Raw genomic sequence first — 19,140 nt, 5'->3', positions numbered from 1 at the left:
TCCCCAAGGACGTCGAACTCGCCGCATGACCCAGCCAGTCAAACCACCCCAAACCAAACCTGGGCGCCTTGACGAAAGACATAGAGGCACCCCCCGTCAGCCGAATGCCGGAGCGAGGGAGGACAGCGCCTCGTCGAGAAGGCACCGCAGCCGCAGGGCGTCCGGCGCCACGGCCGTCACGAGCACCGCGGGGCCGGGGAGCGGCAGGACGGCGGCGCCCTCCCCCAGCTCTCTCGCGGGGACCGGCTTCTCCTCGAACTCCGGTCGCGCGACGACGAGCTGGCCGACGGCCCGGTGCCCGCCGAGCACGGCGGGCCCGTCCCATCCGCCGGGCGCTCCGGGGCCGCAGGCCAGCTGCTGGTCAAGTACGGTTCGCCCCGCGATCCGCACGGTCAGACGGGAGGTGAGCCTTCCTGGTTGCTCTCCGGCCCGCCCCAGCACCTGCTCCTCACGGAGCACGAGCCGGGCCCCCCGGGCCAGGCCGACGTCCGTGGTGAGACGCAGCCCGCTTCCCCTGACGGAGATCAACTGCTGCGGCAGCCAGTGCAGTTCGCCGCCTGCCTCGACGGAAAGACGTACGTCGTAGCGCGCCTCGTCCGAGTGCCGGCCCGGGAGAGCGAGGGTGGCGGCGGCCGACCCGAGCCGGAGACGGGCACCTGGCTCCACGTCCGCGCGTACCGTGAGGCGGTCCCCACCGAGAGGACCGCTCATCGCGCCGACCAGCAGGACGTGCGCCTCGGCCGGGCTCCCCCGTGTCCGTCTCAGGGCCAGTGGTCCGTCGCTCTCCAGCACCGGCAGGCAGGTCCCGCCCCGGCCGTCGGCGCGGGCGCGAACCCGGGCCACGGCCCGTACGGCGGCCGTGTTCACGCGGTCCACGCGGCGAGCCGCTCCCTCACCCAGTCGGCCACGTCCGTCACCCCGGCCTCGCCGCGCAGCGACTGGAGGACCACGGGCAGGTGGCCCCGCTGGTTCCTGGCGTCGGCGGCCATCCGGACGAGGTCGGAGCCGACGTACGGGGCGAGGTCGGTCTTGTTGACGACCAGGAGGTCCGAGGTCGTCACCCCGGGGCCGCCCTTGCGCGGGATGTCGTCCCCGCCTGCCACGTCGATCACGAAGATCTGTGCGTCGACGAGGCCCCGGGAGAAGGTGGCGGTGAGGTTGTCCCCACCGGACTCGACGAGGATCAGGTCCAGCGGGCCGGTCTCCTCCTCGAGGTCCTCCACCGCTTCGAGGTTGGCGGAGATGTCGTCGCGGATCGCGGTGTGCGGGCACGCCCCGGTCTCCACGGCGGTGATCCGCTCGGGCGGCAGCACGGCCTCGCGGAGCAGGAACTCGGCGTCCTGACGGGTGTAGATGTCATTGGTGACGACGGCCAGGGACACCTCGTTCCGCAGTGCCCGGCACAGCGCGGCGACGGTGGCCGTCTTCCCGGACCCGACGGGCCCTCCGAGCCCGATCCGCAGTGCCCGCCGCGAACCGTCGGGCCGCCGGGCATCAGCCCCGACGGCGCCGGGCCCGTGGTGGAAAGGAGAATGGTCAAGATGCACAGGGCGTCTCCAGCATCCAGCCCGTCCGGCGATTGAGGACGGGCCGATCAGGCCGACAGGGGGACCGGGCGCAGCGCCCGCGGTATCGGGACGAGACGGCAGGGGGAGACAGCCGTCTACGTGGCGAACAACCGCACCCCCCACCCCGCATGCGCCTGCGCGTACACCTCGAGCAACGGAGCGGACATCGCGGGCAGGACATCCACCCCCTCCCCGGCAACCCTCCCCGCCGCGTCCACCGCTGCCTCCACCACTCCTTCCATCTCCGGCGCCAAGCGCGCAAGCACCGCCGTGGCGTCGAACGGATCGAGCCCCAGCAGCCGCACCACCGCCGCCGCCGGCCCACTCACGCTCTCGTACGCCGCGCAGTACGCCGCGTCCGCCGCATTCAGCCCGGCCGCCCGCGCCGTGACTCCCAGCACCACCGGCTGGTGTGCCCCCTTCGGGAACGTCCGTGCGACGGCGTCGAGTTCACCGGACGGCCAGACCGCACGCGCCGCTCGCGTCAGCTGCCGCCCCAGCCTGCGGCCGGCGGCCCGCAGCGCGGGTGAGGGCGTACGCGCGTCCGCCGCCTCATCCAGCGCCCCCGGATCCGCCCCCGCCGCAGCGGCCGCGGAGAGCGCCGCCGCCACCAGTCCCGTGGTATGCAGCCGCCCCCGGCAGAAGTCCTCGAGGCTCGCGGCCCCCGTCACCCGCCCGGCCCGGACGGCCGCCTCCGCCCCTCCGGAGTGCGCGTGACCTCCGGCGGGGAACCGGCCGTCGGCCAGGACGAGAAGCGCTCCCCTGGACATCAGAAGAGGAAGTACCGTTGGGCCAGCGGCAGTTCGGCGGCGGGTGTCGACTCGACCGGTTCCCCGTCGATCCGTACGGCGAAACTGTCGGGGTCGACCCGTACCTCCGGCCGGGCGTCGTTCTCCCGCATGTCCGCCTTGGTCACCCCGCGCGTGGAGTCGATGGTCACGAACCGCTTGGCCAGCCCCAGCCGCTCCGGCAGCCCGGCCTCGAGCGCCGGTTCCGCCACGAAGTTGATCGAGCCCGCGGCGGGCGCCCGGCCGACCGCACCGAACATCGGGCGCGGCAGGACCGGCTGCGGGGTCGGGATGGAGGCGTTGGCGTCCCCCATCTGCGCGTACGCGATCTGGCCCCCCTTGATGACGAGTTGCGGCCGCACACCGAAGAACGCCGGTTCCCACAGCACGAGATCGGCCAGCTTGCCGCTCTCCACGGACCCGACCTCCCGGGCAAGCCCCTGGGCGAGCGCCGGGTTGATCGTGTACTTGGCGACATAGCGACGTACTCGGTGGTTGTCGGCGGGTCCGTCGCCCGGGAGGGCGCCGCGCCGCCGCTTCATCACATGGGCCGTCTGCCAGGTCCGCATGATCACCTCGCCGATCCGCCCCATGGCCTGGGAGTCGGAGGAGATGATCGAGATGGCGCCCAGATCGTGCAGCACATCCTCGGCGCCGATGGTGGACGGCCGGATCCGGGACTCGGCGAAGGCCAGGTCCTCCGGCACGGCCGGGTTCAGGTGGTGGCACACCATCAGCATGTCGAGGTGTTCCTCGACCGTGTTGACGGTGAACGGTCGCGTGGGGTTGGTGGAGCTGGGCAGCACATGAGCTTCACTGACCACGGTCATGATGTCCGGTGCGTGCCCGCCGCCCGCGCCTTCGGCATGGTAGGCGTGGATGCCGCGCCCGGCGATCGCGGCGATGGTGTCGCCCACGAAACCGGCCTCGTTGAGGGTGTCCGTGTGGATGGCGACCTGGACGCCCGTACGCTCGGCGACGGTCAGCGCGGCGTCGATGACGGCCGGGGTCGATCCCCAGTCCTCGTGCAGTTTCAGTCCGACCGCACCGCCCCTGATCTGCGAGAGCATCGCCTCGTGGGAGACGGTGTTGCCCTTGCCGAGCAGCCCGATGTTGAGCGGGTACGCCTCCATCGCCTCCAGCATCCGCGCAAGATGCCAGGGGCCGGGCGTGACGGTGGTCGCCTTGGAGCCCTCGGCGGGGCCGGTGCCGCCGCCGACCAGGGTGGTGATGCCGGACGCCAGCGCCTCGTCGGCGAGCCCTGGGCAGATGAAGTGGACGTGGGCGTCGATGGCGCCGGCGGTCAGGATCCGTCCGTTGCCGGCGATGATCTCGGTCTCGGGACCGATGACGAGGTCGGGGTGGACGCCGTCCATGGTGTCGGGGTTGCCGGCCTTGCCGATGCCGGTGATACGACCGTCACGGATGCCGATGTCGGCCTTGACGACACCCCAGTGGTCGACGACGACGGCACCGGTGACGACGGTGTCCGGGGCGCCGTCGGCGCGGGTGGCGGTGGCCTGGCCCATGGACTCGCGGATGACCTTGCCGCCGCCGAACACGGCTTCGTCCCCGGCGAGTCCGGGTCCGCCGGCACGGTCCTCCTCGATCTCGATCAGCAGATCGGTGTCGGCGAGCCGGATGCGGTCACCGGTCGTCGGACCGTACAGGTCGGCGTAGGCGGCGCGCGAGAGCTCAGGCATCGAGCGCACCCCCGGTCTCCCCGCGCAGTCCGGGAACGACGCGGGCTCCGGTGAGCGGGACGAGTTCCACCTCGACCGGGATGCCGGGTTCGAACCGTACAGCGGTGCCCGCGGCGACGTTCAGCCGCTTGCCGCGGGCGGCCGCGCGGTCGAACTCCAGGCCGGGGTTGGCCTCGGCGAAGTGGTAGTGGGAGCCGATCTGGACGGGCCGGTCGGCGGTGTTGAGAACGGTCAGCCGGGTGGCCTCCCGGCCCTCGTTGCATACGACCGGGTCCTCGGCGAACAGGATCTCTCCGGGAATCACTGCGGCCTGCCCTCGCTCAGACGATCGGGTCGTGGACGGTGACGAGCTTGGTGCCGTCCGGGAAGGTGGCCTCCACCTGGACGTCGCGGATCATCTCGGGGACGCCCTCCATCACCTCGGCCCGGGTGAGCAACCGCCTCCCCGACACCATGAGTTCCGCGACGGTGCGGCCGTCGCGGGCGCCTTCGAGCAGGTGCGAGGTGATGAGGGCGACCGCCTCGGGGTGGTTCAGCCTCAGCCCGCGTCCACGGCGTTTGTCCGCCACATCGGCCGCGACATGGATCAGCAGCCTCTCCTGCTCGTGCGGGGTCAGGTGCACGGCATCCACCTCACAGTCCTCGCTCCGGGCCGTGCGGGGCCCGGTGACCTCGGCCACGGGCGTGGCTCCCGATGGCGTGGCCCCGGAGGGTAGCCGGGTGGCGTTTCGCGGACGTTAACAGCGTGGTGAGCGGGTGTCAGGCGTCCGGGGCGGGGCGCTGCACGGACATCAGCGCCCGCAGTCCGTCACCCAGCGTCTGCTCGGAGACCCCGCCGAACAGGGCCATCTGGGCGGCGAAGCCCTGGACGAGCGCGATCATCGCCCGGGCCATGGCGTCGGTGTCGGTACCGGGGGGCAGCAGGCCCGCGTCCCGGTATCCCTCGGCGATCTTCCCCCAGGCGGTGCGGACCTTCTCGTATCCGTCGGCCAGCACGGCCGCCAGCTCGGGGTGGCGCGTGGTCTCCGTCCACACCTGGATCATCAGCCGCGGAAACATCCACTCCCCGCCCTCCAGAGTCGCCGGCCGCTGCTTCCTGATCCGGCCCAGGGCACGCGGGATGAGCACATCGGGCAGGGGTGGCGGGCTCTCCAGCGCGGCCTGCTCGAGAATGCCGCGCACCGTGTCGAGCACCTCGGTCACGATCGCGGCGATCAGCTCGTCCTTCCCGCCGAAACTGTCCCAGAGCTGGCTGGAGGCTGTTCCGGGGAGCTGGTGGGCCGTGGCCGGTACGTTCGCACTGGCCGCGCTGGCCATGGGAGCGGCGGTCTCCGGACTCGCGGCGCTGCTCGGACGGCCCGGCATCGCACTCGGCGCCCTGGTGGTCATGATGCTCGGCAACCCGTTCTCGGGCGCTTCCTCGGCGCCGGAGATGCTGCCCGAGCCGGCCGGGGCGATCGGCCAGTGGCTGCCGCCGGGCGCGGTAGTGACCCTGTTGCGCTCGGTGTCCTTCTTCGACGGCGCCGCCGCCGTCGGCCCCGCGCTGACACTGGCCTGGTGGGCGGCGCTGGGGCTGGGCGCCGTGCTCGTAGGCGGCGCACTGAGGGAGCGCGCGAGGCGCCCCGAGCCCGCACCCGAGCGGCATGGAGACGGTCCGTCCGGGCCGGGCGAAGGGCACCGCCGCGCCGCCGCCGGCCGCCGGCACCCCGGACAAGCGGTTCGTGCTGCCCGGCTCCCGGCTGGTGCTCCGTCAGCCCGCCCTGACGGATCCGGTCGAGGGGCGGGCGAGTGATCTGTCGATGCGGGCCGAGGAGTTGACCCGTATCCGGTCCCGCATGGAGCAGATGCTCCGTCCGGCACACGGGCCGCACCGGGGAGCAGGTCCGGGGCGGGCATGGAGCGGAAACCCGGCCCACTGACCCGAGTCCTGCGTGCCCGACGTCGACACCTCCGCGTCCTCGACGCGCAGGCCCGGTGGACCACGGCCCGGCGGACCGGATCGTGCCCCACCACCGGAGCGTGCGCCCCGGCTCCGGCGCCAAGGTGAGTCACGGATGCCGCCCTCGAGTGCCGCCACCGCCCGCGCCGACCGCGCGGGGCCGAGTTGACCGACCGTTACCTCAAGGGCGCCGACCTGCTCGGCCGGGTCAACCCGGCCCCGGGCGGTGACACCTGCCACGGACCGCGCGGCCCAGGCGCCGGCCGGCAAGGCCCGTCGCACCGCACGACGCGCCGGCCCGCACGCACCGGCGCGGCGAGAGGGACCCGCACTCCGCCATGCCGGCCCGGGCACTTCGGGTGCTGGGCGGTGAGCGGCGCACGGCCGGATCACGCTGCCTTTGGGGCCTGGCAGTTGACGCCCATGGGCCCGGCGCCGGCGGTGCGCCGCGGTGGGCGTCGAAACGGACCAAACGACTTACCCCCATCCGGCGTAGACGAACCTGCTGTTTTGAGGGCATTCCGGTTGCACAACGCGTGCGGCCCGAAGGCGGAAACGAGCGTTCCACCCCTGGTCCGGGGCTCACCCGGGCCCCGGACCGAGACTCGAACAGCCCGGCGTCCACCCGAACGGATGAGTGGTGAGTAACAACACAAACCCCCCGTTCCGTTGGGTTTTCGATCGCGCCATGAGCCAAGATCCCTGACTGACGACAAGACCCCGCCGCCGCGGCGGGGCGATCCGGGCGGACGCCGAGTCCTGCCGCCGCCCGGATGACCGGTCGACAGGAGTGGATCGGCAGGAGTGGAGGACCCAGGCACGACGGGTCGCCGGAACGTCAGTTCCGAGCAGCCCTTGGGGTGAAGCCGCACTCGTGCGGCCGGGCCACTTCGCCAGCCCGAATCCGACAGGTCATCCTTCACAGGCGGCTGACGAAGGGTTGCGCATGACTGCGCTCAATCGTGTCCCGTCTCTCATGGCCCGGGCCGGCACGGCCTCGGCCCTCACCCTCGCCGCCGTGGGCGGCTCCCTCGTGGTCCCCGGAGCCGCTTCGGAGGCGGCTGCCGCGAGCCACGCCACCAAGGCAATGCGTGTCGCCGCATCCAAGAAGGGGTCGCCGTACCAGTGGGGCGCCACCGGACCGCACCGGTTCGACTGCTCGGGTCTGACGCTGTACTCGTTCAAGAAGGTGGGCAAGAAACTGCCGCGCACCGCCGCCCAGCAGTACAACAAGACGCGTCACATCTCCGCCGGTAGCCGCAGGGCCGGAGACCTGGTGTTCTTCCACTCAGGCGGCTACGTCTACCACGTCGGCATCTACGCGGGTAAGGGCAAGATCTGGCACGCCCCCAAGACCGGGGACGTGGTGCGTCTGCAGAAGATCTGGACCCGGAGCGTCTCGTACGGGCGCGTGAGGTGACCCCGCGGGGCGGCGGTGCCCCCGCGCGTGCCGCCGCCCCCGCCGCCCTCACCGCCGCGCTCGGAGGCGGTTCCTACGGCTCCTGTCGGCCCGCCGCCGTGGCCGCTTCGGCGGCCTGGACGGTCGGCGCCCAAGGGAGTTCGACCGAGATGGTCTTGCCGCCCTCACGCGTGGGGCGGATTCTGAGTCTGCCTCCGCATTCCGCGGTCAGCCAGCGGATGATGACCAGCCCGCGTCCGTTGTCCTGCTGAACCGCGGCGGGCAGTCGCTTGGGAAGCCGTGGGTGGCTGTCCGTCACACCGATGTGCACCCGTTCATCACGGACCAGGGCGATATCCACCCTGAACGTGGGTGACTGCCCGAACGTGTGCTGCACCGCGTTGGTGGCGAGTTCGGAGACGATCAGCCGGACGGTGTCGGAGAGCTCCGCGTCCGCCGGCATGCCCCATTCCACCAGCGTCCCCACCACATGGGCTCTGGCGGTGGAGACCGAGGCGGGATCGCTCGGCAGAGTGACGGATGCTTCCAGATGGTCTGCCATGGCGACGTCGTCCCTTTCCCACGGGCCCGCGGTCCGACACGGAGCGTTTGGTTCGAGTACGGTCCCGCACTGGTGCCTCGTCGCAAGACTGCCATCACCGCACGGCACAGGGTGGCGATCCACCAGGATATGCATATATCTGTCGCTCAAAGCGGTGAACTCTGCGACGGGAGAGCGTATCCGGACGGCTCGGAAGGAGTAGGGAGAAACCCATGCAGCACGGTCCCGCGGTGCGCCGCCGCAAACTGGGCGCCGAACTGCGCGCGCTGCGCGCCTCGGCGGGACTCACCAGCGGTGAGGCGGCCCGGCTGGCGGGCTGGCACCAGTCGAAGGTGAGCCGGATCGAGACGGGCACGAGCGGGGTGAAACCGGTCGATGTGCGGTTACTGCTCGACGTCTACGGTGTCGCCGATCCGCAGTTGCGGGAGTTGCTGCTGGTGCTCTCGGGCACCGGTGACGGCGGCGGCCGGCATCACTGGTGGCACGCCTACCGCGGCGTACTGCCGCCCACCTACCGCGATTTCATCAGCCTGGAGTCCCAGGCGAGCGCGATGCGCACCCTGGAGACCACGGTGATCCCGGGGCTGCTGCAGACTCCGGAGTACGCGCGGGCGGTGACCGAGGCGGCGATGGAGGGCGAGTCGGAGGAACGCCTGGACGCCCTGGTGGAGGTGCGGCTGGCCCGGCAGGACGTGCTGCGGGCGGAGCCGCCCCTGGAGCTGAGCGCGGTCCTGGACGAGGCGGTCCTGCGCCGGGAGGTCGGCGGCCCCGGAGTGATGACCCGTCAGCTGAACCGGCTGGTCGAGGCGGCCCGGCTGCCCCAAGTGCGGTTGCAGGTAATGCCGTTCACCGCCGGGGCACACATCGGCGTCACCGGCCCTTTCGTCATCTTTTCGTTCTCGCGCACTTCTGATCTCGATGTGGTTGTTCTCGACCACTTGACGAGTAGCCTCCATCTGGAGCGGAAAGAAGACCTCCGGGCCTACTTGGAGGGCTTCAACGCCCTTGCGAGTCATGCCCTTTCACCGGAGGACTCGTTGGATTTCATCGCCGGCGCAGCAGCCGGCGCGTAAGGAGGCACGATGCCCGCACCGCCTCGGACCATCCCTTCCAGCCTCGCACTGCACGGTGCGCGGTGGCTGCGCAGCAGCTACAGCACGGGTGCGAACAACTGCGTCGAGACGGCCAGGCCGGCCGCCGGCCCCCTGGCCGGACTGCTCGCCGTGCGCGACTCCAAGGCCCCCGACGGGCCCGCGCTGCTCTTCTCCCCCGGAAGCTGGGCGGAGTTCGTGACCGCGGTCCACTGACCGGCCTCGACCGACCTACCCGTCAACCCCTCGTCGAGCGACGCACGGCCGTGTCACGCCGACTCATGGCCGCGTCTCGCCGATCACTCGTACAGCGCGTTCGATCTCGGCCCCGGACAGGTCCGCGCGGGCGGTCAGTCTGAGTCGTGAGATGCCGTCGGGCACGGAAGGAGGACGGAAGCAGCCCACGGACAGGCCGGCCGCCCGGCAGTCGGCCGCCCATCGCACGGCCTGCTCCGGGGAAGGGGCACGCACGGAGACGACCGCGGCGTCCGGACGTACCGCTTCCAGACCCGCGGCCGTCAGCCGCTCGTGCAGTTCGCGCGCCACCGTTCCCGCCCACGCCCCGCGCGCGGGCTCGCGGCGCAGCAGCCGGAGCGCCGCCAGGGCCGCACCCGCCGCGGCCGGGGCGAGTCCGGTGTCGAAGATGAACGTCCGCGCCGCGTTGACCAGATGCGCGATCACCCGGGCCGGGCCGAGCACCGCTCCGCCCTGGCTGCCGAGCGACTTGGACAGCGTCACCGTGACGACGACATCGTCGTCGCCCGCGATGCCCGCCGCGTACGGAGCGCCACGGCCGCCGTCGCCGAGGACACCGAGGCCGTGCGCGTCGTCGAGGACCAGACCGGCGCCGTACTCCCGGCACGCCTCGGCCAGCCCCGCGAGCGGGGCGGCTTCGCCGTCCACCGAGAAGACGGTGTCGGACACGGCCACGGCCGGCCCGTCGTGCCCGTCCAGCGCCTTGCGCACGGCATCGGGGTCGCAGTGCGCCACGACCTGTGTCGTACCGCGGGCCAGCCGGCAGCCGTCGATCAGGGAGGCGTGGTTGCCCGCGTCGGAGACGAGACGGGAGCCGTGCGGGGCCAGCGAGGTGACGGCGGCCAGGTTGGCCGCGTAGCCGGAGGAGAAGACCAGGGCCGCCTCGAAGCCGCAGAACCCGGCCAGCTCGCGCTCCAACTCGGCGTGGAGTTCCGTGGTGCCGGTGACCAGGCGGGAGCCGGTCGAGCCGCCGCCCCAGGTCCGCGCGGCCAGCGCGGCGCCCTCGGTGACCTCGGGGTGCCGGGCCAGACCCAGGTAGTCGTTGCTCGCCAGATCGAGCAGCGGCGTGTCGACGGCCCGGGGACGCAGGGTGCGTACGAGTCCGGCCCGGCGGCGCAGTTCCGCCTGCTCGTCGATCCAGCCGAACGCCATGGGTCCTCCGGGGATTTTGTAGGCAGTGCACAGACATTAGCGGGAGGCCGGGCGGGCCACTGTGTGGCGATACCCACACCGCGGAGCGCCTCTGTTGTACGAACTCTCCTTGGCCCGGCCGGGTCGGGTAGGACAGGATCGGCTCTCATGGACCTGCTGAACACGCTGGTGGACAAGGGGCTTCGGCGCGAGACGCCGACCCGCGCGGAAGCACTGGCCGTCCTCGCGACGTCCGACGACGACCTGCTCGATGTGGTGGCCGCAGCCGGAAAGGTGCGGCGGCACTGGTTCGGCCGGCGGGTGAAACTGAACTATCTCGTCAACCTCAAGTCCGGCCTGTGCCCGGAGGACTGTTCCTACTGTTCCCAGCGGCTCGGCTCCAGGGCCGACATCCTCAAGTACACCTGGCTCAAGCCGGACGAGGCGTCACAGGCGGCCGCCGCCGGGCTCTCGGGCGGTGCCAAGCGGGTGTGCCTGGTGGCCAGCGGCCGGGGTCCGACCGACCGGGACGTGGACCGGGTCTCCGACACCATCAAGGCGATCAAGGAGCGGAACGAGGACGTCGAGGTGTGTGCCTGTCTGGGGCTGCTCTCCGACGGCCAGGCGGAGCGGCTGCGCGAGGCGGGCGCGGACGCCTACAACCACAACCTCAACACCTCCGAGTCGACGTACGGGGACATCACGACCACGCACACGTACGCCGACCGGGTGGACACGGTGCGCAAGGCGCACGCCGCGGGGCTCTCCGCCTGCTCGGGCCTGATCGCCGGGATGGGCGAGTCCGACGAGGACCTGGTCGACGTGGTCTTCTCACTGCGCGAGCTGGACCCGGACTCGGTGCCGGTCAACTTCCTGATCCCGATGGAGGGCACGCCGCTCTCCAAGGAGTGGAACCTGACCCCCCAGCGCTGCCTGCGCATCCTGGCGATGGTGCGGTTCGTCTGCCCGGACGCCGAGGTGCGGATCGCCGGCGGTCGTGAGGTCCATCTGCGCACCATGCAGCCGCTCGCGCTGCACCTGGCCAACTCGATCTTCCTCGGCGACTACCTCACCAGCGAGGGGCAGGCCGGCAAGGCGGACCTGGACATGATCGCGGACGCCGGGTTCGAGGTGGAGGGCACCGACCGGGTGACGCTGCCCGAGCACCGCGCGGGCGGCGGCTGCGGATCCCACGAGGGCGGCGGAGCGTGCGGTCCGGCGAGTGCGGGCGCGGGCTCCCGCGGCGCGGCCGAGGAGCCGCGTACCGATCTCGTCGCCGTCCGCCGCCGGGGCGCCGGAACGGATCTCGCGCCCAATGCCTGAGCGGTCCGTCGCCGAACTGCTGGAGCTCGACCGGCGGCACGTCTGGCATCCCTACGGCCCCATGCCGGGCCGTCAGGAACCGCTCGTCGTGGAGTCGGCGAGCGGGGTGCGGCTGAAGCTCGCCGACGGCTCGGGAGAACTGGTCGACGGCATGTCGTCCTGGTGGTCGGCGATCCACGGCTACAACCATCCGGTGCTCAACGAGGCCGCCGGTGCCCAGCTCGCGCGGATGAGCCACGTGATGTTCGGCGGGCTCACGCACGAGCCCGCCGTACGGCTGGCGAAGCTCCTTGTCGACATGTCGCCGGAGGGTCTGGAGCATGTGTTCCTCGCCGACTCCGGGTCGGTGTCGGTCGAGGTCGCGGTGAAGATGTGTCTGCAGTACTGGCGATCGCTGGGCCGGCCGGAGAAGCGGCGGCTGCTGACCTGGCGGGGCGGCTACCACGGCGACACCTGGCAGCCGATGTCGGTGTGCGACCCCGAGGGCGGGATGCACGAGTTGTGGAGCGGGATCCTGCCCCGCCAGGTGTTCGCCGGGGCCCCGCCCGCGGAGTACGAGGAGGCGTACGCCGCACACCTGAGGGAGACGGTCGAACGGCACGCCGGTGAACTGGCCGCGGTGATCGTGGAGCCGGTGGTGCAGGGCGCGGGCGGGATGCGGTTCCACTCCCCCGCGTATCTGCGGGTGCTGCGCGAGGTGTGCGACGCGCACGACGTGCTGCTGGTGTTCGACGAGATCGCGACCGGGTTCGGCCGCACGGGCGCGCTGTTCGCTGCGGAGCACGCGTCGGTGACGCCGGACGTCATGTGTGTGGGTAAGGCGCTGACCGGTGGATATCTGACCATGGCGGCGACGTTGTGCACCACGCGGATGGCCGGGGGCATCTCGCGCGGTGACGTGCCGGTGCTGGCGCACGGTCCGACGTTCATGGCGAATCCGCTGGCGGCGGCCGTGGCCTGCGCCTCCATCGAGCTGCTGCTCGGGCAGGACTGGCCCGCGGAGATCGGACGGATCGAGACCGGCCTGCGGGAAGGACTCGCGCCGGCGGCCGGGCTGCACGGTGTGCGGGACGTACGGGTGCTCGGCGCCATCGGGGTCGTCCAGCTCGATCGCCCCGTCGACATGGCGGCGGCCACCCGGGCGGCGGTGCGAGAGGGAGTGTGGCTGCGCCCGTTCCGCGACCTGATCTACACGATGCCGCCGTACGTCACGGGCGACGCGGACGTGGCGCGCATCGCCCGCGCGGTGTGCGCGGCGGCGGAGGAGGGATGACATGCCGGTCATGGTGATCACAGGCACCGGCACCGAGGTCGGCAAGACGGTGGTGACGGCGGCGGTCGCCGCGACGGCGCTGGCGGCCGGCCGGTCGGTCGCCGTGCTCAAGGCGGCGCAGACGGGCGTGCGGCCGGACGAGCCCGGGGACGCCGAGGAGGTCGCACGGCTCGCCGGCCCGGTGACGACGGCCGAACTCGCCCGATACCCCGATCCGCTGGCGCCCGCCACGGCGGCCCGCCGGGCCGGCCGCAGGCCCGTGCATCCGCATGAGATCGCGGAGCGGGCCGCCAAGCTGGCCACCGAGCACGATCTGGTGCTGGTGGAGGGCGCGGGCGGGCTGCTCGTACGGTTCGACGCGGCCGGGGGGACGCTGGCGGACGCGGCGGCGCTGCTGTCCGCGCCGGTGCTGGTGGTGGCTTCGGCCGGGCTCGGCACCCTGAACGCCACGGAGCTGACGGCCCGGGAACTGCGCGGGCGGGAGCTCGACCTGGCGGGCGTGGTGATCGGCAGCTGGCCCGGCGAGCCGGATCTGGCCGCACGCTGCAACCTGCTGGACCTGCCGGACGTGACCGGGGCCCCGCTGCTGGGCGCCGTGCCCGGCGGGGCGGGCGCCCTGGCTCCCCCTGGGTTCCGGACGTCGGCACCGCACTGGCTGGCGCCCCGGCTGGAGGGAACCTGGGACGCCGAGGCGTTCCGGGTGCACGAGGCACCCTGACGGCAGCGGGAGGTGCGGTCGGCCGGGCCGACCGGGGAACCCCGTGCTCCGCCCTCGGAGCGGCTGCGCGGAGCACCCCCGACTCCCGCCCCTCCGCAGGGGCGCATGCCGGGCGTCGCCATGCCCACTCCAGGGAACCCCGAAGTCCGCCCGGAGCCGCAGCGCGGAGCACCCCCGACGCCGCCCTCCGCAGGGGCGCATGCCGGGCGTCGCCGTGGGCACGAGGATTTCCCGGGCGGCCCCGGGGGGAGAATCGCCTTGAGCCCGTACCGGGGAGGTCCTCATGCGCCTACGGTCCATCCGTTCCTCGCAGGCGACGCGGGATCCCGTGCACCACCCCGTCTTCGCCCGCGTCTACGCCCGCGCCAGCGTCGCGGCCGAGACCCGCGCCGGCATGGCGGAGGTCCGCGGCAGACTGCTCGGCGGGCTGTCCGGGCGGGTGATCGAGGTCGGCGCGGGCAACGGGCTGAACTTCGCCCACTACCCGGGCGCCGTCTCGGAGATCGTCGCCATCGAACCGGAGCGGGCGCTGCGCGCGCTGGCCGTGGAGGCCGCTCTGCGCGCCGAGGTGCCGGTGGACGTGGCGCCGGGCGTGGCGGAGGCACTGCCGGTCAAGAGCGAGGCTTTCGACGCGGCGGTACTCTCGCTGGTGCTGTGCAGTGTGCGGGACGTCGCGCGGGCCCTCGCGGAGGTCCGGCGGGTGCTGCGCCCCGGCGGCGAGGTGCGGTTCTTCGAGCACGGCCGGGGCGGCGGCCGGGTCATGCACCTGACCCAGCGGGCGCTGGACCGCACGGTGTGGCCGCCGCTGGCCGGGGGCTGCCATGTGGCACGGGATCCGGTCGGCGCGCTGCGGGAGGCCGGGTTCGACCTCGGGCCCTACCGGCGGATGACGATCCCGGAGAAGGGGCCGGCCCTGCCCCAGTCGTACTGCGTCATCGGCACCGCGTGGCGGCCCGCCGTCGGCGCCGCGGCCACCCGGAGCTGATCACTCGCTCCAGCGGCGCAGCTCGGCCGCGATGTCGTCCACCGAGGCCTCGCCGCGCTTGACCAGCCAGGCCAGATCGCGCACCTGCCCGGGCGAGGTGACGGTGCCGAACCCCTCGGCGAAGACGCTCTCGAACAGCTTCATGAAATCGGCGGCGGCCTCGACGAACGCGCGGTCCGCCTCACCGGTGTCCTGCCGGAGCAGTTCCTCGGTGTGGCGGTTGACGCTCATCCCGCGCTCCCGGACACGCTCGCGCGCCGCACGGGCGGTGCACTCGTCCACGCGTACGTTCAGCCGGGTCTTCGCCCTACCTCGAAGCCGGCGCCGGGACGCCGGCAGCGGCAAGTGCCGCCCACCGGGCGAGAAATGTGCCCCTTACACTGACTCCGGGGGCCAGACCTGGGGTGGAGACGGCCCCGCACTCACGGGGGATACGGTTGTCGACCCCGTCACACTAATCTCGACGCGACGGAGACGACCGGACGTCCAATCGAGGAGGCGGCCTTGTCCACACCTGCTGCGGAGCACGCCCCAGGCCTTGCGTCGGGCGCCGGAACCGCGGCCCGCGCCCGCGGCCTGACCAAGGCGTACGGCTCGGGCGAGACGACCGTGCTCGCCCTGGACTCCGTCGACGTGGACATCGCGCGCGGACGGTTCACGGCGGTCATGGGTCCGTCGGGCTCCGGCAAATCCACGCTGATGCACTGCCTGGCGGGCCTGGACACCGTTTCCGCCGGACAGGTGTGGCTGGGAGACACCGAGATCACGGGGCTGAAGGACCGTGAACTGACCCGGCTGCGGCGCGACCGGATCGGGTTCATGTTCCAGTCCTTCAACCTCATCCCGACCCTGAACGCACGGGAGAACATCACCCTGCCCATGGACATCGCGGGCCAGAAGCCCGACGAGAAGTGGCTGGACCAGGTCATCGACACGCTGGGCCTGCGGGACCGGCTCAGGCACCGGCCCGCTCAGCTGTCGGGAGGCCAGCAGCAGCGGGTGGCCTGCGCACGGGCGCTGGCCTCGCGGCCCGAACTCATCTTCGCGGACGAGCCGACCGGCAACCTCGACTCACGGGCCGGCCTGGAGGTGCTGGGCTTCCTGCGCGAGGCCGTGGACCGGCTGGGCCAGACCGTCGTCATGGTCACCCACGACCCGGGAGCCGCCGCCCACTCCGACCTGGTGCTCTTCCTCGCGGACGGCAGGATCGTGGACGAGATGCGGCAGCCCACGGCGGAGTCGGTACTGGAGCGGATGAAGCGCTTCGACGTGATCCGCGCTTCCGAGAAGGACTGACACCGTGCTGAAGGCAACGCTCAGAAGCTTTCTCGCGCACAAGGGGCGGCTGCTGCTGTCCGCCCTGGCCGTCGTGCTCTCCGTGGCGTTCGTCGCGGGCAGCCTGATCTTCTCCGACACGGTCTCCCGTACGTTCGACCGGTTGTTCGCGTCCTCGTCCGCCGACGTGACCGTGGCGCCCCGGGAGGACCTGGAGTCGTCGGTGCCCACCGGAGCGGTGCAGACCCTGCCGGCCGAGCTCGCCGGACGGCTGTCCCGGCTCGACGGTGTCGAGTCGGCCCGCTCCGACGTCGAGGTCCAGAACCTCACGATCGTCGACAGCGACAACGAGTCGGTCGGACCGACCACCGGCGCACCGACCATCGCGGTGGACTGGTACGTCAGCGACCGCAGCGTGGTGGAGCTGACCTCCGGCCGCGCCCCGCGGGGAGGCGGCGAGGCCGCATTGGACGCGGACACCGCCGAGGCCAAGGGCGTGGAGATCGGCGACACCCTGTCCGTACAGGCGCAGCCCGGCACCTTCCAGGTGGAGATCGTCGGCATCGCCACGTTCACCACCACCAACCCGGGCGCGGCACTGGTCTTCCTCGACCCGGCGGTCGCCGCCGCAGAACTGCTGGGCGCCGCGGACCGGGCAACCACCATCTCGCTCACCGCCGCGCCGGGCGTCTCCGACGAACAGCTCAAGCAACGTGTCACGGCGGAGCTGGGTACCGGCGCCTATGAGGTGCGGACGGCCGGTGAGACGGCGGAGACGGCCGCCGAGGAGCTCGGCGGGTTCCTCGACGTGATCAAGTACGTGATGCTCGGCTTCGCCGGGATCGCGGTGCTCGTCGGGATCTTCCTGATCGTCAACACCTTCTCGATGCTGATCGCCCAGCGGACCCGTGAGCTCGGTCTGCTCCGGGCGCTCGGCGCGGACCGGCGGCAGGTGCGCCGGTCGGTGCTCGCCGAGGCGGTGCTGCTCGGCGTGGTCGGCTCGACGGTGGGTCTGGCCGCCGGTATCGGCCTCGCCTTCGGTCTGCTCCGGCTCATGAGCGCGTTCGGCATGAACCTGAAGACCACGGAGATGGTCGTCGGCTGGGCCACTCCCGTCACGGCGTACGCCGTCGGCGTGGGCGTCACGTTCGTCGCGGCGTATCTCCCGGCCCGCCGCGCGGCGGGCGTGTCACCGATGGCCGCGCTCGCCGCCGCCGACATCGCCGGTACTGGGCGGCCCCTGCGCACCCGCGCGGTGGCGGGATCCGTGGTGGGCGCGCTCGGCGTGGCGGCCCTGGCGGGCTGTGTACTGGCCTCCGACACCTCCTCCGCGGCCTCGCTGCTGGGGCTGGGGGTCGTCCTCACGCTGATCGCGACCGTCATCGCGGGTCCGCTGCTGGTGCGGCCGGTGATCCGGGTGCTGGGCGCGGCCTTCCCCGCGCTGTTCGGATCTGTCGGCCGGATGAGCCAGCGCAACGCCCTGCGCAATCCGCGCCGTACCGGCGCCACGGCCTCCGCGCTGATGGTGGGGCTCGCCCTGGTCGGCGGAATGTCGGTGGCCAGCGCCTCGATGTCCCGGTCCTTCGACGAGCAGATCGACAAGACGCTGGGCGCCGACTTCGTGATCCAGAACGCCAACTTCACGCCGTTCTCCGAGGAGGTCACCGACCGGGTGCGGGACACCGAGGGCGTGGGGCTGGTCGTCCGGCAGCGGTTCGCGCCGGTGGCGGTGCGCCTGCCGGACGGTGAGCGGATCGAGACCACCGCGGCCGGGTACGACGACCGCGTCGACGACGTCGCGCGCGTGACGTACACGAACGGCGACACCGCGGCGGCCCTGGCGGACGGCAACATCTCCATGGACGCCGGCTTCGCCGCGGAGCACGACGTCCGTATGGGCAGCACGGTCCCGGTAGAGTTCCCCGGCGGCAGGAGCACCGAGTTGACGGTGGCGGCCCTCACCGACGTCGAGGGCGGCGAGGGCTTCGGGATGCAGGGCGGGCTGGTCTTCGGCATCGCGACCGTCGAGGAGTACGTACCGGGCGGGCAGGACTCCGCGCTGTACGTCAACGCGGCCGCCGGGACGAGCGTGGACGAACTGCGCGACCGGCTGGAGGCGACGCTCGACCCCTACCCGCAGGTGCAGGCCCGTGACCAGGCCGACTACAAGGAACTGGTGCACGACCAGATCGCCGTCCTGCTGTATCTCGTCTACGCCCTGCTGGGGCTCGCGATCGTCATCGCGGTGCTGGGTGTGGTCAATACCCTCGCGCTGTCGGTGGTGGAGCGCACGCGCGAGATCGGTCTGCTGCGGGCGATCGGCCTGTCCCGGCGGCAGCTGCGACGGATGATCCGCCTGGAGTCGGTGGTGATCGCGGTGTTCGGCGCGGTCCTGGGGCTCGCGCTCGGACTGGTGTGGGGTCTGTGCATCCAGCAGGTCCTGGCCCTTCAGGGGATGACGGCCCTGGCGATCCCGTGGGGCACCATCGTGGCGGTCGTGATCGGGGCGGCCGTGGTGGGCATCGCGGCGGCGCTGCTGCCGGCTCTGCGGGCGTCGCGGATGAACGTGCTGGAGGCCATCGCCCACGAGTGAGACGCACGGTGACGGTCCGGATCGTGGAATTGCGTGCCCGGCGCGATGCCGCGTGCTGGGATCGGCGCATGAGTGAGCTGCGGATACGGGCCGCCGGGCCCGAGGACCTCGACCATGTCCTGGCGTTCTGGAAGGTGGCCGCCGAGGGCGCGAGCATCAGCGACGACCGGGCCGGTGTGGAGCGGCTGGCCGCCCGTGATCCCGGGGCGTTGCTTCTCGCCGAGAGCGACGGTGAGCTCGTCGGCACGGTGATCGCGGGCTTCGACGGCTGGCGGTGTCATCTCTACCGGCTGGCGGTGCACCCGGACCGCCGCCGTCAGGGCATCGCCTCCGCGCTGCTGACCGCCGCGGAGGAGAGGTTCGTACGCCTCGGCGGGCGCCGCGCGGACGCGATGGTGCTCCAGCGCAACGAGACCGCCCACCGTGCGTGGGGCGCCGCGGGGTACGCGCCGGAGGAACGGTGGCGGCGCTGGGTGAAGCCCCTCACCGGCTGATCCAGGGCCCGAAGGCCATCCTTTGCTGATCCTTTACTCCGAG

Annotated in this window: 21 protein-coding genes and 1 riboswitch; of the genes, 11 read left to right on the top strand and 10 right to left on the bottom strand. The window is 72.3% G+C overall.

Translation table 11 applies throughout. The annotated features are described in order from the left end of the window. Nucleotides 1-96: 96 nt before the first annotated feature. The 7 genes from ACZ5C2_RS33600 to ACZ5C2_RS33570 form a co-directional block, all read right to left on the bottom strand. Nucleotides 97-876: an urease accessory protein UreD gene (locus ACZ5C2_RS33600; protein ID WP_468799786.1), complete on the bottom strand. Its 780-nt coding sequence runs from the start codon at nucleotides 874-876 to the stop codon at nucleotides 97-99. Further along, nucleotides 864-1,547 carry an urease accessory protein UreG gene (gene ureG / locus ACZ5C2_RS33595; RefSeq protein ID WP_468799784.1) on the bottom strand — a complete coding sequence of 228 codons (684 nt, stop codon included), beginning with the start codon at nucleotides 1,545-1,547 and terminating at the stop codon, nucleotides 864-866. The genes ACZ5C2_RS33600 and ureG overlap by 13 nt, the downstream gene beginning before the upstream one ends. 116 nt (nucleotides 1,548-1,663) lie before the next feature. Then, a complete protein-coding gene (locus ACZ5C2_RS33590; protein WP_468799782.1) occupies nucleotides 1,664-2,338 on the bottom strand; it encodes an urease accessory protein UreF in 675 nt (224 codons plus the stop codon). Beyond that, nucleotides 2,338-4,059, bottom strand: a complete 1,722-nt coding sequence (locus tag ACZ5C2_RS33585; protein ID WP_468799780.1) for an urease subunit alpha — start codon at nucleotides 4,057-4,059, stop codon at nucleotides 2,338-2,340. The genes ACZ5C2_RS33590 and ACZ5C2_RS33585 overlap by 1 nt, the downstream gene beginning before the upstream one ends. Then, nucleotides 4,052-4,363: an urease subunit beta gene (locus ACZ5C2_RS33580; protein WP_468799778.1), complete on the bottom strand. Its 312-nt coding sequence runs from the start codon at nucleotides 4,361-4,363 to the stop codon at nucleotides 4,052-4,054. The genes ACZ5C2_RS33585 and ACZ5C2_RS33580 overlap by 8 nt, the downstream gene beginning before the upstream one ends. A 16-nt stretch (nucleotides 4,364-4,379) precedes the next feature. Continuing rightward, a complete protein-coding gene (locus ACZ5C2_RS33575) occupies nucleotides 4,380-4,682 on the bottom strand; it encodes an urease subunit gamma (protein WP_468799796.1) in 303 nt (100 codons plus the stop codon). A 136-nt stretch (nucleotides 4,683-4,818) separates the two neighbouring features. Then, on the bottom strand, nucleotides 4,819-5,376 hold the full coding sequence (locus tag ACZ5C2_RS33570) for a TetR/AcrR family transcriptional regulator (RefSeq protein WP_468799794.1): 558 nt from the start codon (nucleotides 5,374-5,376) through the stop codon (nucleotides 4,819-4,821). A 326-nt stretch (nucleotides 5,377-5,702) separates the two neighbouring features. On the opposite strand from ACZ5C2_RS33570, the gene ACZ5C2_RS33565 reads away from it, so the two are divergent. Then, nucleotides 5,703-5,978 carry an ATP-dependent Clp protease proteolytic subunit gene (locus ACZ5C2_RS33565; protein ID WP_468799776.1) on the top strand — a complete coding sequence of 92 codons (276 nt, stop codon included), beginning with the start codon at nucleotides 5,703-5,705 and terminating at the stop codon, nucleotides 5,976-5,978. Nucleotides 5,979-6,751: 773 nt separating this feature from the next. After that, nucleotides 6,752-6,941: riboswitch (cyclic di-AMP (ydaO/yuaA leader) on the top strand. 3 nt (nucleotides 6,942-6,944) lie between these two features. Further along, nucleotides 6,945-7,418: a C40 family peptidase gene (locus ACZ5C2_RS33560; RefSeq protein WP_468799774.1), complete on the top strand. Its 474-nt coding sequence runs from the start codon at nucleotides 6,945-6,947 to the stop codon at nucleotides 7,416-7,418. Nucleotides 7,419-7,491: 73 nt separating this feature from the next. Here the strand turns inward: ACZ5C2_RS33560 and ACZ5C2_RS33555 are convergent, their stop codons facing one another. Next, nucleotides 7,492-7,959: an ATP-binding protein gene (locus ACZ5C2_RS33555; RefSeq protein ID WP_468799772.1), complete on the bottom strand. Its 468-nt coding sequence runs from the start codon at nucleotides 7,957-7,959 to the stop codon at nucleotides 7,492-7,494. Between the two features lie 212 nt (nucleotides 7,960-8,171). Here ACZ5C2_RS33555 and ACZ5C2_RS33550 point away from each other — a divergent pair, with 212 nt between their 5' ends. Together ACZ5C2_RS33550 and ACZ5C2_RS33545 are read left to right on the top strand one after the other, a co-directional pair. After that, nucleotides 8,172-9,032: a helix-turn-helix domain-containing protein gene (locus ACZ5C2_RS33550; RefSeq protein ID WP_468799770.1), complete on the top strand. Its 861-nt coding sequence runs from the start codon at nucleotides 8,172-8,174 to the stop codon at nucleotides 9,030-9,032. Between the two features lie 9 nt (nucleotides 9,033-9,041). Continuing rightward, a complete protein-coding gene (locus ACZ5C2_RS33545) occupies nucleotides 9,042-9,266 on the top strand; it encodes a DUF397 domain-containing protein (protein ID WP_468799768.1) in 225 nt (74 codons plus the stop codon). Nucleotides 9,267-9,329: 63 nt separating this feature from the next. On the opposite strand, the gene ACZ5C2_RS33540 is transcribed toward ACZ5C2_RS33545, so the two are convergent. Then, entirely contained in the window at nucleotides 9,330-10,457 is a 1,128-nt protein-coding gene (locus tag ACZ5C2_RS33540) for an 8-amino-7-oxononanoate synthase (RefSeq protein ID WP_468799766.1), read from the bottom strand. 147 nt (nucleotides 10,458-10,604) lie between these two features. Between ACZ5C2_RS33540 and bioB the strand changes: the two genes are divergently transcribed. The 4 genes from bioB to ACZ5C2_RS33520 all read left to right on the top strand — a co-directional run bounded on the left by bioB (nucleotide 10,605) and on the right by ACZ5C2_RS33520 (nucleotide 14,735). After that, complete coding sequence (gene bioB, locus ACZ5C2_RS33535; protein WP_468799764.1) at nucleotides 10,605-11,759, top strand: biotin synthase BioB; 1,155 nt, start codon at nucleotides 10,605-10,607, stop codon at nucleotides 11,757-11,759. Then, nucleotides 11,752-13,032: an adenosylmethionine--8-amino-7-oxononanoate transaminase gene (locus ACZ5C2_RS33530; RefSeq protein WP_468799762.1), complete on the top strand. Its 1,281-nt coding sequence runs from the start codon at nucleotides 11,752-11,754 to the stop codon at nucleotides 13,030-13,032. The genes bioB and ACZ5C2_RS33530 overlap by 8 nt, the downstream gene beginning before the upstream one ends. 1 nt (nucleotide 13,033) lies before the next feature. After that, on the top strand, nucleotides 13,034-13,750 hold the full coding sequence (bioD, locus tag ACZ5C2_RS33525) for a dethiobiotin synthase (RefSeq protein WP_468799760.1): 717 nt from the start codon (nucleotides 13,034-13,036) through the stop codon (nucleotides 13,748-13,750). 283 nt (nucleotides 13,751-14,033) lie between these two features. Further along, a complete protein-coding gene (locus ACZ5C2_RS33520) occupies nucleotides 14,034-14,735 on the top strand; it encodes a class I SAM-dependent methyltransferase (RefSeq protein WP_468799758.1) in 702 nt (233 codons plus the stop codon). Here ACZ5C2_RS33520 and ACZ5C2_RS33515 read toward each other — a convergent pair whose 3' ends face one another. After that, nucleotides 14,736-15,074, bottom strand: coding sequence for a hypothetical protein (locus ACZ5C2_RS33515; RefSeq protein ID WP_468799792.1), 339 nt, complete (start codon nucleotides 15,072-15,074; stop codon nucleotides 14,736-14,738). It abuts the gene before it with no gap. 165 nt (nucleotides 15,075-15,239) lie between these two features. Between ACZ5C2_RS33515 and ACZ5C2_RS33510 the strand changes: the two genes are divergently transcribed. The 3 genes from ACZ5C2_RS33510 (at nucleotide 15,240) to ACZ5C2_RS33500 (ending at nucleotide 19,097) form a co-directional block, all read left to right on the top strand. Beyond that, nucleotides 15,240-16,031 carry an ABC transporter ATP-binding protein gene (locus ACZ5C2_RS33510; protein ID WP_468799756.1) on the top strand — a complete coding sequence of 264 codons (792 nt, stop codon included), beginning with the start codon at nucleotides 15,240-15,242 and terminating at the stop codon, nucleotides 16,029-16,031. A 4-nt stretch (nucleotides 16,032-16,035) separates the two neighbouring features. Further along, nucleotides 16,036-18,603: an ABC transporter permease gene (locus tag ACZ5C2_RS33505; protein ID WP_468799754.1), complete on the top strand. Its 2,568-nt coding sequence runs from the start codon at nucleotides 16,036-16,038 to the stop codon at nucleotides 18,601-18,603. A gap of 68 nt (nucleotides 18,604-18,671) precedes the next feature. Next, the gene (locus ACZ5C2_RS33500; protein WP_468799752.1) at nucleotides 18,672-19,097 is read left to right on the top strand and encodes a GNAT family N-acetyltransferase; all 426 of its coding nucleotides are present in this window, start codon (nucleotides 18,672-18,674) and stop codon (nucleotides 19,095-19,097) included. Nucleotides 19,098-19,140 lie beyond the last annotated feature (43 nt).

This window comes from Streptomyces sp. NPDC031365, from assembly GCF_055569765.1.
The sequence above is the reverse complement of the archived record's forward strand: the minus strand, read 5'-3'. Positions and strand labels throughout refer to the sequence as shown.

What these genes read in the sequence shown, in the direction of transcription:
- ACZ5C2_RS33585 (WP_468799780.1), bottom strand. Translation starts at nt 4,059, where the DNA reads ATGCCTGAGCTCTCGCGCGCCGCCTACGCCGACCTGTACGGTCCGACG.
- ACZ5C2_RS33590 (WP_468799782.1), bottom strand. Translation starts at nt 2,338, where the DNA reads ATGTCCAGGGGAGCGCTTCTCGTCCTGGCCGACGGCCGGTTCCCCGCC.
- ACZ5C2_RS33565 (WP_468799776.1), top strand. Translation starts at nt 5,703, where the DNA reads ATGGAGACGGTCCGTCCGGGCCGGGCGAAGGGCACCGCCGCGCCGCCG.
- ACZ5C2_RS33570 (WP_468799794.1), bottom strand. Translation starts at nt 5,376, where the DNA reads ATGGCCAGCGCGGCCAGTGCGAACGTACCGGCCACGGCCCACCAGCTC.
- ACZ5C2_RS33550 (WP_468799770.1), top strand. Translation starts at nt 8,172, where the DNA reads ATGCAGCACGGTCCCGCGGTGCGCCGCCGCAAACTGGGCGCCGAACTG.
- bioB (WP_468799764.1), top strand. Translation starts at nt 10,605, where the DNA reads ATGGACCTGCTGAACACGCTGGTGGACAAGGGGCTTCGGCGCGAGACG.
- ACZ5C2_RS33540 (WP_468799766.1), bottom strand. Translation starts at nt 10,457, where the DNA reads ATGGCGTTCGGCTGGATCGACGAGCAGGCGGAACTGCGCCGCCGGGCC.
- ACZ5C2_RS33520 (WP_468799758.1), top strand. Translation starts at nt 14,034, where the DNA reads ATGCGCCTACGGTCCATCCGTTCCTCGCAGGCGACGCGGGATCCCGTG.
- ACZ5C2_RS33530 (WP_468799762.1), top strand. Translation starts at nt 11,752, where the DNA reads ATGCCTGAGCGGTCCGTCGCCGAACTGCTGGAGCTCGACCGGCGGCAC.
- ACZ5C2_RS33545 (WP_468799768.1), top strand. Translation starts at nt 9,042, where the DNA reads ATGCCCGCACCGCCTCGGACCATCCCTTCCAGCCTCGCACTGCACGGT.
- ACZ5C2_RS33555 (WP_468799772.1), bottom strand. Translation starts at nt 7,959, where the DNA reads ATGGCAGACCATCTGGAAGCATCCGTCACTCTGCCGAGCGATCCCGCC.
- ACZ5C2_RS33500 (WP_468799752.1), top strand. Translation starts at nt 18,672, where the DNA reads ATGAGTGAGCTGCGGATACGGGCCGCCGGGCCCGAGGACCTCGACCAT.
- ACZ5C2_RS33560 (WP_468799774.1), top strand. Translation starts at nt 6,945, where the DNA reads ATGACTGCGCTCAATCGTGTCCCGTCTCTCATGGCCCGGGCCGGCACG.
- bioD (WP_468799760.1), top strand. Translation starts at nt 13,034, where the DNA reads ATGCCGGTCATGGTGATCACAGGCACCGGCACCGAGGTCGGCAAGACG.